The sequence below is a fragment of the Bacillota bacterium genome (assembly GCA_040754675.1).
GTDB lineage: Bacteria > Bacillota > Limnochordia > Limnochordales > Geochordaceae > Geochorda.
The window spans coordinates 14,615-28,275 of record JBFMCJ010000006.1; the positions used below are offsets into that span (position 1 = coordinate 14,615).

The 13,661-nt window shown below is 69.5% G+C and carries 11 protein-coding genes and 1 pseudogene; 8 read left to right on the plus strand and 4 right to left on the minus strand.

Annotation, left to right across the window (positions count from 1 at the left end; genetic code table 11):
- Window positions 1-34: 34 nt before the first annotated feature.
- The 3 genes from AB1609_00885 (at window position 35) to AB1609_00895 (ending at window position 3,512) form a co-directional block, all read left to right on the plus strand.
- Window positions 35-1,147 carry a DUF933 domain-containing protein gene (locus AB1609_00885; GenBank protein ID MEW6045032.1) on the plus strand — a complete coding sequence of 371 codons (1,113 nt, stop codon included), beginning with the start codon at window positions 35-37 and terminating at the stop codon, window positions 1,145-1,147.
- Window positions 1,148-1,284: 137 nt separating this feature from the next.
- Window positions 1,285-2,250 carry a branched-chain amino acid ABC transporter permease gene (locus AB1609_00890; GenBank protein MEW6045033.1) on the plus strand — a complete coding sequence of 322 codons (966 nt, stop codon included), beginning with the start codon at window positions 1,285-1,287 and terminating at the stop codon, window positions 2,248-2,250.
- Window positions 2,235-3,512, plus strand: coding sequence for a branched-chain amino acid ABC transporter permease (locus AB1609_00895; protein MEW6045034.1), 1,278 nt, complete (start codon window positions 2,235-2,237; stop codon window positions 3,510-3,512). The genes AB1609_00890 and AB1609_00895 overlap by 16 nt, the downstream gene beginning before the upstream one ends.
- Before the next feature lie 7 nt (window positions 3,513-3,519).
- Here the strand turns inward: AB1609_00895 and AB1609_00900 are convergent, their stop codons facing one another.
- Window positions 3,520-4,812 carry an ABC transporter substrate-binding protein gene (locus tag AB1609_00900; GenBank protein ID MEW6045035.1) on the minus strand — a complete coding sequence of 431 codons (1,293 nt, stop codon included), beginning with the start codon at window positions 4,810-4,812 and terminating at the stop codon, window positions 3,520-3,522.
- 365 nt (window positions 4,813-5,177) lie between these two features.
- Here AB1609_00900 and AB1609_00905 point away from each other — a divergent pair, with 365 nt between their 5' ends.
- Entirely contained in the window at window positions 5,178-5,993 is an 816-nt protein-coding gene (locus tag AB1609_00905; protein ID MEW6045036.1) for an ABC transporter ATP-binding protein, read from the plus strand.
- Window positions 5,994-6,000: 7 nt separating this feature from the next.
- Window positions 6,001-6,705: an ABC transporter ATP-binding protein gene (locus AB1609_00910; GenBank protein MEW6045037.1), complete on the plus strand. Its 705-nt coding sequence runs from the start codon at window positions 6,001-6,003 to the stop codon at window positions 6,703-6,705.
- Here AB1609_00910 and AB1609_00915 read toward each other — a convergent pair.
- The 3 genes from AB1609_00915 to AB1609_00925 form a co-directional block, all read right to left on the minus strand.
- Window positions 6,702-6,902 carry a YHS domain-containing protein gene (locus AB1609_00915; GenBank protein ID MEW6045038.1) on the minus strand — a complete coding sequence of 67 codons (201 nt, stop codon included), beginning with the start codon at window positions 6,900-6,902 and terminating at the stop codon, window positions 6,702-6,704. The two genes, AB1609_00910 and AB1609_00915, sit on opposite strands and share 4 nt — an antisense overlap.
- Window positions 6,859-9,507 carry a heavy metal translocating P-type ATPase gene (locus AB1609_00920; GenBank protein MEW6045039.1) on the minus strand — a complete coding sequence of 883 codons (2,649 nt, stop codon included), beginning with the start codon at window positions 9,505-9,507 and terminating at the stop codon, window positions 6,859-6,861. The genes AB1609_00915 and AB1609_00920 overlap by 44 nt, the downstream gene beginning before the upstream one ends.
- A 73-nt stretch (window positions 9,508-9,580) precedes the next feature.
- Window positions 9,581-9,751 (minus strand): hypothetical protein, encoded by a 171-nt coding sequence (locus AB1609_00925; protein MEW6045040.1) that lies wholly within the window; start codon window positions 9,749-9,751, stop codon window positions 9,581-9,583.
- 613 nt (window positions 9,752-10,364) lie between these two features.
- On the opposite strand from AB1609_00925, the pseudogene AB1609_00930 reads away from it, so the two are divergent.
- The 3 genes and pseudogenes from AB1609_00930 to AB1609_00940 all read left to right on the plus strand — a co-directional run bounded on the left by AB1609_00930 (window position 10,365) and on the right by AB1609_00940 (window position 13,518).
- Window positions 10,365-10,907 (plus strand): annotated as a pseudogene (locus AB1609_00930) (methyltransferase domain-containing protein).
- 54 nt (window positions 10,908-10,961) lie between these two features.
- Window positions 10,962-12,140, plus strand: a complete 1,179-nt coding sequence (locus AB1609_00935) for a cystathionine gamma-synthase (protein MEW6045041.1) — start codon at window positions 10,962-10,964, stop codon at window positions 12,138-12,140.
- Between the two features lie 4 nt (window positions 12,141-12,144).
- Window positions 12,145-13,518 (plus strand): cystathionine beta-synthase, encoded by a 1,374-nt coding sequence (locus AB1609_00940; GenBank protein MEW6045042.1) that lies wholly within the window; start codon window positions 12,145-12,147, stop codon window positions 13,516-13,518.
- The last annotated feature ends 143 nt before the right edge of the window (window positions 13,519-13,661 follow it).

Consider the following 13,661-nt stretch of genomic DNA (forward strand, 5'->3'; position numbering starts at 1 on the left):
CAGCGCAACGGCCCCGCGGAAGGATGCAGGCGTCTTGCGTCTCGGGCTCGTCAGTCTTCCCATGGCAGGAAAGTCCACCATCCTGGCCGCGGCTTCGGCCTGGGGGCGCCTTGCCACCCCCCGGGCGGGAGAGGTCGCCGCGAAGGCCGCTCACACCGCCGCACCCGGCCCCGGCGCGGGAGTGGCCGTGGCACGCATTCCCGATGCCCGGGTGGACTGGCTTGCGGAGCAGTACCACCCGAAGAAGGTAACCCACGCCACCACCGAGTGGGTCGAACTCCCGAAGCTCGCCCCGGCCGGGGTGCCCGCCATCCACAAGCTGGATGCCGTGGTGTTCGTGGTGCGGGCGTTCGACCCCGGCCAGAGCACGGTGCCGCACCCGGAAGGGCGCGTCGACCCCGCCGCCGACTTCGAGCGGCTCTGGCAGGAATGGGTTTTGCTGGACTGGACGCAGGTGCAAAACCGCATGGATCGCCTCAAGTCGGCACCGTCCGTCCCCAGAGCGCAGCGGCGGGACGTGGAGCGGGAACTGGACATCCTGGAGCGCTGCCTCAAGGCGCTGGAAGCCGGCACGGCCCTGCGGCACGCCGGCCTGTCGGACGGCGACGTGGCCAGCTTGCGGGGCTACTCGCTCGTCACCTTTCGTCCGGCCCTGGTCGCGGTTAGCTGCGACGAAAGCCAGATCGGCCAGGCGAGCTTCCCCGGGCGCGAGACCCTGGAGCGGCAGACCGCCGGCCGGGCCGAGGCCGTCGTCCCGGTGGCCGCCAGGCTCGAACTGGAACTCGCCGAGCTCGACGACGAGTCCCGAGCCGCCTTCATAAAGGAACTCGGCATCACCCTGCCCGTCGGCGTGGAACGCCTGGGGCGGGCCGCCTACGACGCGTGCGGCTTCATCGCGTTCCTTACGGCCGGCGAGGACGAGGTGCGGGCGTGGACCATCACGCGGGGGACGGTGGCCAGGGATGCCGCCGGCAAGGTGCACTCGGACATGGCCCGCGGCTTCATCCGGGCCGAGGTGGTGGCCTTCGAGGACCTAAAGCGCGTGGGGTCGCTCGCGAGGGCCCGGGAGGCGGGGCTTCTGCGGCTCGAGGGCAAGGACTACGTGGTTCAGGACGGCGACGTCATCGAGTTCCGGTTCAACGTGTGAGGGCCCTGGCGCCGTGGCCTGGAAAGGGTAGCCCGCGGCCAGGCAACACATGGCTTGACCCTGGACACTGGTCGGTCGGGAGGGCGCGGGCCGACCGCCAGCAGGAGTGGCGAATGCCCGGGCCGTAAACGCCATCCATGCCGGAATCCTCGCAGGTCTCCTACCTTTTCTCGCTGGCGAGTTGGGGAGTGATGCTGGGCGGCGTCATCGCCCTGGGCGCCGTCGGCCTTTCTCTCGTTTACGGCGTTCTGCGCTTCGCCAACCTCGCCCACGGCGACCTCATGACCATCGGGGCCTATGCCGTGTTCTCCATGCTGGCATGGCTGCCGCAAGGCGAGGCGCTGGCACCGTTCTCCTTCGGGCGGGAGTTCCTCGTGGCGCTCGCGCTGGCCATGCCGCTCACAGGCCTCGTGGGGTGGGCGGTCGACCGCCTGTTCTACCGGCCGCTGCGCCGCCGGGAGAGCCCGCCGCTCATCCTGACCATGGCGTCTTTAGGGGTTGCGTTCTTGCTCCGCAGCCTCGTCTACCTGGGCTGGGGCGCCGACTTCCGCTTCTACTACACGGGCCGCCCGAGGCCGTCCCTCGCGCTGCCCCTGGGGGTGCGGATCCGTCCCGACCAGGTGTTCATCCTCGGCCTGACCGTACTTTTGGTCGTGCTCACCTATTTGCTGCTGGAAAAGACGCGGATCGGCAAGGCGATGCGGGCCATGGCCGACAATCCGGCGCTGGCGCGCGTGAGCGGGATCGACACCGAGCGGGTGGCCGCATGGACATGGCTCGTTGGAGGGGCCCTGGCGGCAGCCGCGGGCGCGATGCTTGCGCTCGACGCTCAGCTGCGCCCCGAGATGGGCTGGTTCCTGCTGTTGTCGATGTTCGCCGCCGCGGTGCTGGGCGGGCTGGGCAAGCCGTACGGCGCGCTCTTCGGGGGAGTGGCAATTGGCGTGGCGCAGCAGGAGGCGACCGCCTTTCTCAATCCGGCGTACGGGCCCGGTGTCGGCTTCGTAGCTCTCATCCTGCTGCTTCTGTGGCGGCCACAGGGGCTGTTTGGCGGGCAGGCGGTGCGGTTAGGGCGCAGGCGGCCATCGAAGTGGGTGAGAGCGTGACGGGCACGGAAGGCGGCGGTCTTGCCGGCGTCGTCAAGGCGGTGCTGCTGGCGCTTCCCCTGGCGGGACTGGCCGCGCCGCTGTTCGTGAAGCGCCTTCTCGCGACGACCTCCAGCATGCAAACGCCAGAGGCGCGAGTCGACGGCCGGGCGCGGCTCATCGCGTCCGGGACCTTGCTCGGGCTGGCCACCGGTCTTTCGGCGGCCGGCCTGCTTGTCTGGCTCCTCCCGGAGGGCATCCTGGCCTACCTCGTCTCGTTCGCCGTGGCAGCGTCCATCTTTGCTCTGCTGAGCCTCGGCCTCAACGTCCAGTGGGGCTATACCGGGCTTTTCAACATCGGGATTGCGGGCTTTTTCGCCGTGGGGGCGTTCACGTCGGCGCTCGTCACCACGGCCATGCCGGCCGGTCCCCTCGCCCTTTACAGCCAGCAGCTGTTGGGGCTGAAGCTGCCTTTCATCGCGGGCGTGGGTGCCGCGGCCGCCGTGTCGGGCCTGGTGGCCTGGCTCATCGGCCTTCCCACGCTCAGGCTAAGGGACGAGTACTTTGCGGTGGCCACCATCGGCATCGCCGAGATCGTCCGCCTCGTCTTCCAGAACGAGCGGTGGCTGGCCAACGGCCCCCAGCCGCTGCGGGGCATCCCCCGGCCGCTTTACTGTCTGGTCGAAGACCCGCCCTGCGCCTGGCTGCCCCCGCCGCTGGCGGCTGCCGCACGTCTTCTCGAGCCCCGGGACTACCCGTATGTATACCTGGTCATCGTTACCCTGTTCGTGGCGGCCGCCTACCTCGCCACCGAACGGGCCATCCGGTCGCCGTGGGGCCGGGTGCTGCGGGCCATCCGGGAAGAGGAGGCGGCCGCGGCCATGAGCGGCAAGGACGTCGCCGCCTTCAAGATGCAGGCTCTGGTCGTGGGCGCGATGATCATGGGGGTGGGTGGCGCCCTCTACGCCCACTACCTCGCCTCCATCGACTACAGCCACTTCACGCCGCTGTACGGGACGTTCCTCATCTGGGTCATGCTGATGCTGGGCGGGAGCGGTAACAACCGCGGGGCCATCCTGGGGGCATTCGTCATCTGGGGGGTCTGGACGGGCACGGCCTTCCTGACGGACAGGCTCGGGCCGACCCTCGCGGCCATCTCGCCGCAGCTGCCGGCCCGAGCCCCGTACCTGCGTTACCTCGTCATCGCGCTCATCCTCGAGCTCATCCTGCTTTTCCGCCCCCAGGGGCTGCTGGGGGAGGAGCGGCGGGTCTCCGCCTTCTAGCGGCGCGCTACTGCCTGGGGATTTCGTTGGGCCGCCGGATGGCGACGGTTTCGATGGCGCCCCCGTGGTACCGCCAGATCTCGACCGGGGTGATGACGTCCCCGTTTTCGTCGAAGTCCACCTCGCCGGCCGCGCCCGTGTAGTCGACATCCCGGCCCTGGCGGATGAGGCGCAGGGCCTGGGCGAAGTCGCCCACCCCCACCCGCTCGCCCGGCGGGTTGGAGACGCGGCGCAGGCGGTCTCGCAGGTTTACGCCCGTCACCGGCACCCCGTCAGCGAGGCACCGGGCGATGGCCAGCCCGACGACCGCCACGGCATCGTAGGCGGTGTCCATGTACGGCAAATTGGGGCGGGCGCCGTAAGCCGCCTGATAAGCCTCGGCGAACCGGCTCCACCCGGCCCACTGCGGGTCGGAAGCCGGCGTGGTGCCAAGCTGGCCCTCGACGAGCCCAGCCCCCAGCACCTTGACGATCTCTTCCGACTTGGTCCCGTCCGTGAACTGGAAGCGCTTGAAGCCGAACACGTCCACGGCCTCCTTGAGGTAAACCGTGGCCTGGCCGGGATAGGTGGCCGCCACGAGCACGTCCGGGTTGTCTCGCAGCGCGGCTGCCAGTTCCGGCGTGTAGGTCGGCTTGGGCTCCTCGGGAACGGCCACCTGCGCCGTCACCACCCCGCCCCGGCGCTTGAACGACTCGGCGAACACGCTGGCAAGTCCCTGGCCGTAGGGGTTGTTCACGTAGATGACGGCCGCGCGGCTGAAGCGGTAGCCCGGGACGAGCTCGCCGGCGGCCAGCTGTGCGGCCACCACGGCCTGCAGGGCATCCGATGCCACCGTGCGGAACAGCAGATCCTTGCCCTGGTCGGCAGGAAGGACGCTGAGCAGCGGCGAGGTGCCGGAGTGCGTGATCTGGAGCACGCCGGCGGGGATGGTCACCGATTCGGCGACCGGCACCGTCACCCCTGTGGCGAGCGCCCCGATGATGGCGGGCACCCGGTCGACCTCGACCAGCTTGCGGGCCCGGTCGACCCCGATGGACGGGGTCGTGGAGGCATCCTCGTAGATGAGCTGGAGGATGGGCCCGCCGAAGACCTCCCGGGCCGCCTGGTTGATCTGGCGGGCGGCCAGCTCGAGGGCGTTGCGGTGATGCGGGCCGAACTCGCCGAGCGGCCCCGTGAAGTCGAGGAGCGCCCCGACCTTGACGGGCGCAAGCGCGCTCTGCGACGCGAGCGCCTCGAGGGGGCGGAGCGTGAGCCGCCCGAGGCCACCGGCGGCTGCGAACAGACCCGCGGCGGCCCCCAACCCTTTCAATAACGTGCGACGCTCGAGCCGGCGTTCGTGACGTCGCCCTTGCGGGCGACGCGAAGTCTCCTCGGGCCGGCGTGAACCAGGTGCAGCATGCCACATCCAGACCTCAGCTCCTCTCGCCTGCACGCTCTGCTCGCCTCACCTGCCCCGGCAGCCCCTCGCCCGTGGGAAAGGGCGGCGGGCTGCGCGAGCCTGCGGAAGCGGCGGGACGAGGTGTCGATTCTCGAAGCGATGGCATGTTCCTCCTGATCCCCGCCACCGGTTGTATAATGAGGGGCAGGTCAGCCTACTGGCAGCAAGATGAGAGCGGGCAGGCCGCCCGGCGAGACAGGCGAGAGGAGCGAGCTTCGAGACGAGCCATGCCCCCCACGCCGGTAGAAGAGCCTCATCCCCCCGACACGTTGCTCGAGGTGAGTGGCCTGGTCAAGCGATTCGGGGGCCTGCGGGCGGTGGATGGCCTCACGCTTCGCGTCCGACAGGGCACCATCACCGGCCTCATCGGGCCTAACGGCGCCGGAAAATCCACCCTGTTCGACCTGATCACCGGGTTTGCTGCGCCCGACGCCGGCCGCATCCGGTTGCGCGGCGACGACATCACGGGCCTGCCGCCGCACCGCATCTTCCAGAAGGGCGTCGCCCGGACCTTCCAGATTCCCCGGGTCCACCGCAGTCTGACCGTCCTGGAAAACTTGATGCTCGTGCCGCCCGGCCAGATCGGCGAGCGGCCGTGGAACCCGTGGCTGCGCCCCGGGGCAGTTCGCCGGCAGGAGGCCGCCGTGCGGGAGCGGGCGCTGGAGGTCCTGGCGTTCGTGGAGTTGCTGCACGAAAAGGACGAGCGCGCCGGGCACCTGTCCGGTGGGCAGCGCAAGCTCCTGGAGCTGGCCCGCACCATGATGGCCGACCCTGTACTGGTGCTGCTCGATGAGCCCGGCGCCGGCGTGAACCCCACCCTCCTGCGCCGGCTGGCGGGCGCCATCGAGCGGCTGCGCCGGGAGCGGGGGGTCACGTTTTTGGTCATCGAGCACGACATGAGCCTCGTCATGAGCTTGTGCAACCCGGTCGTCGTCATGAGCGAGGGTCGCAAGCTGGCCGAGGGGGCCCCTGGTGCCATCCGAGAGGACCCCGCGGTCCTGGAGGCGTACCTTGGCGGCCAGTATGCCTTCGCTGCCGTCTGAGGGTGTCATGGCACTTCTGCGAGTCAAACGCCTGAGCGCGGGTTACGGCGACGCCCAGGTGCTCTTCGACGTCTCGATCGAGGTCGGCGCGGGCGAGATCGTCTGCGTCATCGGGCCGAACGGTGCAGGAAAGTCGACGCTGATGAAGGCCCTATTCGGGCTGGTGCAGCCGTCAGCGGGGCGCATCGAGTTCGACGGGGCGGACGTCACCGGGCTTTCGCCGGAGCGCCTGGTGCGCCTGGGGATGGCCTACGTTCCCCAGGTGGACAACGTGTTTGCGTCCCTGACCGTGGAAGAGAACCTCGAGATGGGCGCCTTCGTCCTCAACGAGGGCCTGGAGGCGCGCAAGGAACGCATCTTCTCCCTCTTCCCCGCTCTGCGCGAGCGGCGCCGCCAGCGGGTGGGCCGCATGTCGGGCGGAGAGCGGCAGATGGTCGCGATGGGCCGCGCGCTGATGCTCGACCCCAGGCTGCTGCTCCTCGACGAGCCCTCGGCCGGCCTGGCCCCGCGGATGGTGGACCGCCTGTTTGAACAGGTCAAGGCCATCAACTCAGCGGGGGTCGCCATCGTGATGGTCGAGCAAAACGCCCGGCGATCGCTCGAGATCGCCCACCGGGGGTACGTGCTGGCGGGCGGCCGCAAGCGCTTCGAGGGGCGCGGTGCGGACCTCCTCACCGACCCGGAGGTGGGGCGCCTTTACCTTGGCGGCTAGCGAACGCGGGGTCCATCGCCACCGTGGTCGTGCTGGTGGCCGGCCCCGTGATGGCGGGCTTCGCCGCTGCCGGCCCCGCCCCGCACGTAGGATTCGGGGTCGGCGTCAAAGGCCCGCTTGCAGCCCGGCCCGCAGAAGTAGTAGGTCGTCCCCTCAACCTCCGACGTGAACTTCGCTGTTTTCTCGTCGACTTCCATCCCGCACGGAAGACAGCGCGCCATCGTCCCTTCCCCTTTCATCGCGGCGCCGCGAGGGCAGCCGGTCTTCGCTGAAGCGGAACCGCCGCAGCCTCAGTGCGTTGGTGACCACCGACACCGAGCTGAACGCCATGGCAGCCCCCGCCAGCACCGGCGAGAGGAACCCCGCCGCCGCCACCGGGATGCCCACGGTGTTGTAGAACAGCGCCCAGAACAGGTTCTGGTACACGTTGCGGATGGTGGCCCGGCTCAGCCGGATGCTGTCCACCACGCCCGACAGGTCCCCGCGCATGAGCGTCATGTCGGCCGACTCGATGGCCACGTCCGTCCCGGTGCCGATAGCAAACCCCACGTCCGCCGTGGCCAGCGCCGGCGCGTCGTTGATCCCGTCCCCCACCATGCCGACGACCCTACCCTGGGCGTGCAGCTCCTTGACCTTCTCGGCCTTCTCCTGGGGCAGCACCTCGGCCAGGGTGTGGGCCTCGTCGATGCCCACCTGGCGGGCGATGGCCGCCGCCGTGCGCCGGTTGTCGCCGGTGATCATGTAGACCTCGATGCCCATACGCTGGAGCTGCCGGATGGCCTCGGCGGAGCCTTCCTTGACCGTGTCGGCCACGGCCACGACGCCCGCCACCCGGCCGTTTGTGGCCACGATCATGGCGGTCTTGCCCTGACCTTCGAGACGGGCCACGTGCGGTTCGACCGGCGCCGTCTCAATGCCCCGCTCCTGCATCAGGCGCCGGTTGCCGACCAGCACCTCGGTGCCGTCGGGCCGGCCGTTCGACGCGGAAGGCAGCACGGCCCGCACGCCCTGCCCGGGGATGGCCTCGAAGGCAGAGACGGCTTCCAGCGCCAGGCCCTTCTCGCGGGCCGCCTGTACGATGGCCTGCCCAAGGGGGTGCTCCGAGACGGCCTCGGCCGACGCCGCCACGGCCAGCAGGCGCCGCGCCGCCTCGCTTCCGGCCACCGCGGCGCCGTCGGAGCTCGCCGCACCGTCGGCGCCGTGGCCATCCGCCGGCAGCGGCACCACGTCGGTCAGGGCCGGTTCGCCCCGGGTGATGGTGCCGGTCTTGTCGAGGACCACGGCGTTGAGCCTGTGGGCGAGCTCCAGATGCTCACCGCCCTTGATGAGGATGCCCCGTTCGGCGCCTTTGCCGGTGCCCACCATGATGGAGGTCGGCGTCGCCAGGCCCATCGCGCAGGGACAGGCGATGACCAGCACGGCCACGAAGTTGACCAGCGCCCTGGTGAAGTTACCCGGGTCTCCCCACAAGTACCAGATGGCGAACGTCAGGGCCGCCACCGCGATGACCGCCGGCACGAAGTACGCGGACACCCGGTCGGCGTAGCGCTGGATGGGCGCCTTTCGCCCCTGAGCCTCCTCTACGATGCGGATGATCTGCGAAAGCGCCGTCTCCTTGCCCACCCGGGTGGCCTCGAAGGTGAAGCTGCCCGTCCTGTTGATGGTGGCGCCGATGACGATGTCGCCGGGCTTCTTGTCCACCGGCAGGCTCTCGCCGGTGATCATGGACTCGTCCACCGCCGAGTAGCCGTCGACCACGACGCCGTCCACCGGGATCTTCTCGCCCGGCCGCACCACGACCCGGTCCCCGACCTGGACCTGCTCGACGGGCACCTCCAGCTCGGTGCCGTCCCGCACCACCCGGGCCGTCCTGGCCTGCAGGCCCATCAGCTTGCGGATGGCCTCGCTGGTGCGGCCCTTGGCCAGCGCCTCCAGGTACTTCCCCAGGATGATGAGCGTGATGATGATGGCGCTCGTCTCGAAGTAGACGTGGTGCGCCCCGGGCACGAGCGGCCCTGCCAGCGTGATGACCAGGCTGTACAGATAAGCGGCCGAAGTGCCCATGGCCACCAGCACCGACATGTTGGCGCTCTTGTTCTTCAGCGTGTGGTAGCTGTCCCGGTAAAACTGCCAGCCGGCCACGAACTGCACGGGCGTCGCCATCGCCAGCTGGAACCATGGGTTGAAGAGGAGGCCCGGCAAGATCCGTCCGAGCGACGGGACGAGCTCGCCGAACATGTAAAGCAAAAGCGGTGACGAAAACAGCGCCGAAAGCCCAAGCATGCGCCGCTGGTGGCGGATCTCCCGTTCGCGGGCGCTCTTTTCGCGGTCGGCCTCTCCCTCCGCCGGAAACGCCCGGTACCCCTGCGCCTCGACGGCGCGGATGACCTCGTCGTCGGCGAGTTCGCCGATGTACTCCACCGTCGCCGTCTCCGTCGCGAAGTTGACCGACGCCGTCACCACGGCCGGAAGCCGCCCGAGGGCCTTCTCGACAGCTTGCGCACACGACGCGCAGCTCATCCCCTGGATGCGGTAGCGCTTCTCGGCGGTGCGAACCTGGTATCCCAGCGACTGGACCGCCTCGACGAGTTGCCGCGCCCGCACCTGATCCGGATCGAACTCGACCACGGCCTTCTCCAGAGCAAAGTTGACGGTGGCGCCCCTGACGCCGTCCGTCTTTTCGAGCTTCTTTTCGATGCGAACGGCGCACGATGCGCACGTCATGCCGCTCAGGTCGAGCGTGGCCTTGCGCGGCGCCGATGGCGATCTCGTTTCGGTGACCTGTGCGGACGGAGCCGCCATGGCAGAACCTCCATTCGCGATACCCCGTCAGGGTATCTTCCCGGCGCATTCTACGCCCCCGGGGTACCACCTGTCAACGGTGCGCCGGACAGGCGGGTGTCACCGGATAGGGGGCCCAGACGTTCGTCAGCCAGCGTCGAAAGCCGCCGGCAGCCACCGTCAGCCACCAGGTGTAAGGTGCGACGCCCATGAAGTAGCACTCGAACCCCATCCGCCGGGCGAGATTGCGGGCAACCCGATACACATCGCGCGCCGCCGCCCCCGGCCGCACCGCCGCTCCTCGGCCCCCCTGCTACGGTGCCCCCGCCGGGCAGATCCGCATCCCACCGGTGAAACCAGACCCGCCCCATCCCCTCGTGGACTCGCAGCGTACAAAGACCGCGCGACGCTTCCCGATGCGGAGGCCGTAGGCCGAAGTCTTCATAGCCGCTGTACGCGAGCCCGGCACCTTGCAGCGGGGTGCTCGGGCCGGTATCATCGAGGCGTCGGGAGCAGAGGGCAGGACGCCATGGGCTTTCGCATGCCGAACACAGAGGCACGCGGCCGTCGCCTTCAGGACGCGCTGGATACCATCGTCCGACCCCGAGTTTTAAGCGCTGCGTGACAAGGCGGTTCCTCTCGATGACTACCACCTCCCCGCCCGGTATCCGGATGCGCTTCCGGGCGGCGTCCCGTCCGAGGCGTTCGCTTCGGAGGACGCAGCCCTTGCGCTGACCCGGGCCCGGGCCGTGCTTGACGCGGTGCGGCGTCACCTGGGCGGAGGGTGATACCGCGGCGAAGGCTCTGGCCGTGGCAACCGGCCCATCCAGGTGATATGCTAGCGGCCAGGGCACTCCCGCCCGGATGGTGGTTTCTCGATGACTAGTTCGCCCCTGCACCGAGTGACGGGCCAGCAAGGGCCAGCGGACGTTCAGCGCCTGTTCGAACACCAGCAGGCCCGGGAGGCCCTGGTCAAGCGGTGGCTGGACGCGCTCGAACTGCGTTCGGGCCACGTGGTCGTGGACATTGGCTGCGGGCCCGGCTTTGCTTCGCTTCTCGCGGCCGAACGCGTCGCCCCCTCCGGCCGGGTTTACGCGGTCGACCCGTCGGTCGGGGCCCTGGCATTTCTCCAGGAGAAGGTGCGGGAGTGGCAGGCGTCCGGGCGATGCCTGGCCCCCATCGTCACCCTGCACGCCCCCGGCGAAACCCTGCAGCTTCCCGAATTCGCGGACGCTGCCCTGGTGACCCACGTACTCCATCACGCAGAAGAGCCGGTACGCGTACTTCGGTCGGCGCGTGCGCTGCTTCGACCGGAGGGCAAGGCCGTGGTGGCGGAGTTCGACCCAGACGCTCCGGGCGAGATCGGGCCCCCGCTGTCGGACCGCATTGCGCAGTCCACCGTGCGAGAGTGGCTGCGGGAGGCGGGGTGGGAAGTCGACCGCAGCGTGGTGGAGGGCGAGCAGGAGCAGTATGCCCTGTTCGTTCGCCCCGGCCCGGCGAGCCAGGGCTGGCGCTTCGAGACGCTCGCCATCCACGCCGGCCAGCCGCCGGAACCGGCCACGGGCGCCGTGGTGGTGCCCATTTACCAGACCTCGACCTTCGCCCAGGCTGCGCCGGGCGTGCACAAAGGTTACGAGTACGCCCGCACGGACAACCCGACGCGCCGGGCTCTGGAGGAAGTGCTGGCCGCTCTCGAGGGCGGCCGCTACGGGCTGGCATTCGCCTCGGGGATGGCCGCCATCTCGGCGCTGGGCTACACGCTGCGGCCGGGACAGCGGGTGCTCGTACCGAATGACGTCTATGGCGGCACGTGGCGGTTCTTCCACCGGGTGCTGGGACCGTGGGGCATCGAGACCGAGCCCGTCGAGATGACCGACCTTGCGGCGGTAGACGCGGCGTTGAGGGCCCCAGGCAGGCCGCCCGTGGGGCTGGTGGTCATCGAAAGCCCCACCAACCCGACCCTCAAGGTGCTGGACATCGCCGCCATCAGCGCCCTGGCCCACCGCCACGGCGTACGGGTGGCTGTGGACAACACCTTCGCCTCTCCGCACCTGCAAAGCCCCCTAGCCCTCGGTGCGGATCTCGTCATCCACAGCACGACCAAGTACCTGGGCGGCCACAGCGACGTGGTGGGCGGCGCCCTGATCACCTCGGACGCCGAACTGGCCGGCGCGCTGCGCTTCGTGCAGAACGCGGCCGGCGGCGTACCGGGCCCCTTCGACTGCTGGCTCGTCCTGCGGGGCATCAAGACCCTTGCCGTGCGGATGGAGCGGCACTGCGCCAATGCTGCCCGGGTGGCGGAGTTTCTGCAGGCGCACCCCGCCGTCGAGGCGGTGCACTACCCCGGCCTGCCGCACCACCCCGGCCACGAGCTGGCCCGCCGGCAGATGCGGGGCGGGTTCGGGGGAATGGTCTCGTTGCTGGTGAAGGGCGGTGAGGCGGAGGCGCGCCGGGTGGTCTCCCGCACCCGGGTGTTTACTTTGGGTGAAAGCCTGGGCGGCGTGGAGTCCCTCATCGAGCATCCGGCCAGCATGACGCACCTGAGCCTGAGCGGCTCGCCGCTGCAGGTGGATCCCCGCCTGGTGCGCCTGTCGGTCGGCATCGAACACATCGACGACCTCGTGGACGACCTGCGCCAGGCCCTGGAGGGGTAATGCCATGGAGATCGCCGAGAGCGTGCTGGAACTGATCGGAAACACGCCCCTGGTGCGGCTGCGGCGCGTGGCGGCCACGGTGCGGGCAACGGTGGCAGCGAAGCTGGAGTTTATGAACCCCGGTGGCTCCGTCAAAGACCGGGTGGGCCGCACCATCGTGGAGGCGGCCGAACGGGAGGGCCAGCTTCGCCCCGGCGGGGTTATCGTGGAGGCCACGTCCGGCAACACCGGCGTGGGGCTGGCCATGGCGGCCGCCGTGAAGGGCTACCACACCGTCTTCGTCATGCCGGACAAGATGAGCGCCGAGAAGGTGGCCCTTTTGCAGGCATACGGCGCCCGGGTCGTGATCACGCCCACCAACGTGGAGCCCGAAGATCCCCGCAGCTACTACAGCGTCTCTCGCCGGCTGGCCTCAACGATCCCGGGGGCATTTTACGCCAACCAGTACCACAACCCGGTAAACCCTCAGGCCCATTACGAGACGACCGGCCCCGAGATATGGCGGCAGACCGGGGGGCGCATCGACGTGCTGGTGGCGGGCATGGGCACGGGCGGCACCATCAGCGGGGCGGCCCGGTACCTCAAGGAGCGCAAGCCCGATCTCAAGGTGGTGGGCGTCGACCCCGAGGGTTCCGTCTACACCGAGTACTTCCGAACGGGCCGGCTGGGCGAGGCCCACACCTACAAGATCGAGGGAATCGGCGAGGACTTCCTCCCCTCCACCATGGACTTCTCCGTGGTGGACGAGGTCGTGCAGGTGAGCGACCGGGAAGCGTTCCACATGACCCGGCGCCTCGTGCGGGAAGAGGGGTTGTTTGCGGGCGGGAGTTCCGGAGCGGCGGTAGCGGGCGCCGTCAAGTACCTGGAGGGCCTGCCGGGGCATGGCGAGGGGCTCGTGGTCGTGGTCATCCTGCCGGACGGAGGCAGCCGGTACCTCTCCAAGGTCTTCAACGACCAGTGGATGCGAGAACACGGGCTGCTCCAGCCGCCGGCCGGGCGGATCGCGGACGTTCTGGCGGCCGCCGGCAACCGCACCGTCATCACCGCCGGCCTCGACGAAACCATCAGCGAACTCATCGCCCGGATGCGGACCCACGGCATCTCACAGCTTCCCGTCGTCGAACGCGGCGAACTCGTCGGCATGGTTGACGAGACCACGCTCCTGGAGCGCCTGGCGTCGGGCGACATCCGCCCCACCGACCGGGCGGCGCGTGTGACCGAGGTCTCCCCGCCGGTGGTGCACCCAGACGACCCCGTGGAGGCGGGGCTGGCAGCACTGGCCCACGCAACGGCGGCGGTCGTCGTGGACCGCGGGGCCGTGCTCGGCATCATCTCCAAGATCGACCTCATCGAGTGGCTGGCGCAGCACCGTTCCTAGACCCGGACGGTTCATGATGCGACATTTCCTGCGGCTCTTGCCTCACTCTGAAGCGGCATCTCCGAAACTAGTAGTGCGTCCCACAAGTTCGTTCACTGACGCGGTACCGTCCGAAGGGGAGCCAGAGGAAGATGCGGTTAGAG

Excerpts from the sequence above, each read along its gene's own strand:
- AB1609_00915 (MEW6045038.1), bottom strand. The coding sequence starts at position 6,902 with ATGGAAGTCGACGAGAAAACAGCGAAGTTCACGTCGGAGGTTGAGGGG.
- AB1609_00905 (MEW6045036.1), top strand. The coding sequence starts at position 5,178 with ATGCCCCCCACGCCGGTAGAAGAGCCTCATCCCCCCGACACGTTGCTC.
- AB1609_00940 (MEW6045042.1), top strand. The coding sequence starts at position 12,145 with ATGGAGATCGCCGAGAGCGTGCTGGAACTGATCGGAAACACGCCCCTG.
- AB1609_00890 (MEW6045033.1), top strand. The coding sequence starts at position 1,285 with ATGCCGGAATCCTCGCAGGTCTCCTACCTTTTCTCGCTGGCGAGTTGG.
- AB1609_00910 (MEW6045037.1), top strand. The coding sequence starts at position 6,001 with ATGGCACTTCTGCGAGTCAAACGCCTGAGCGCGGGTTACGGCGACGCC.
- AB1609_00920 (MEW6045039.1), bottom strand. The coding sequence starts at position 9,507 with ATGGCGGCTCCGTCCGCACAGGTCACCGAAACGAGATCGCCATCGGCG.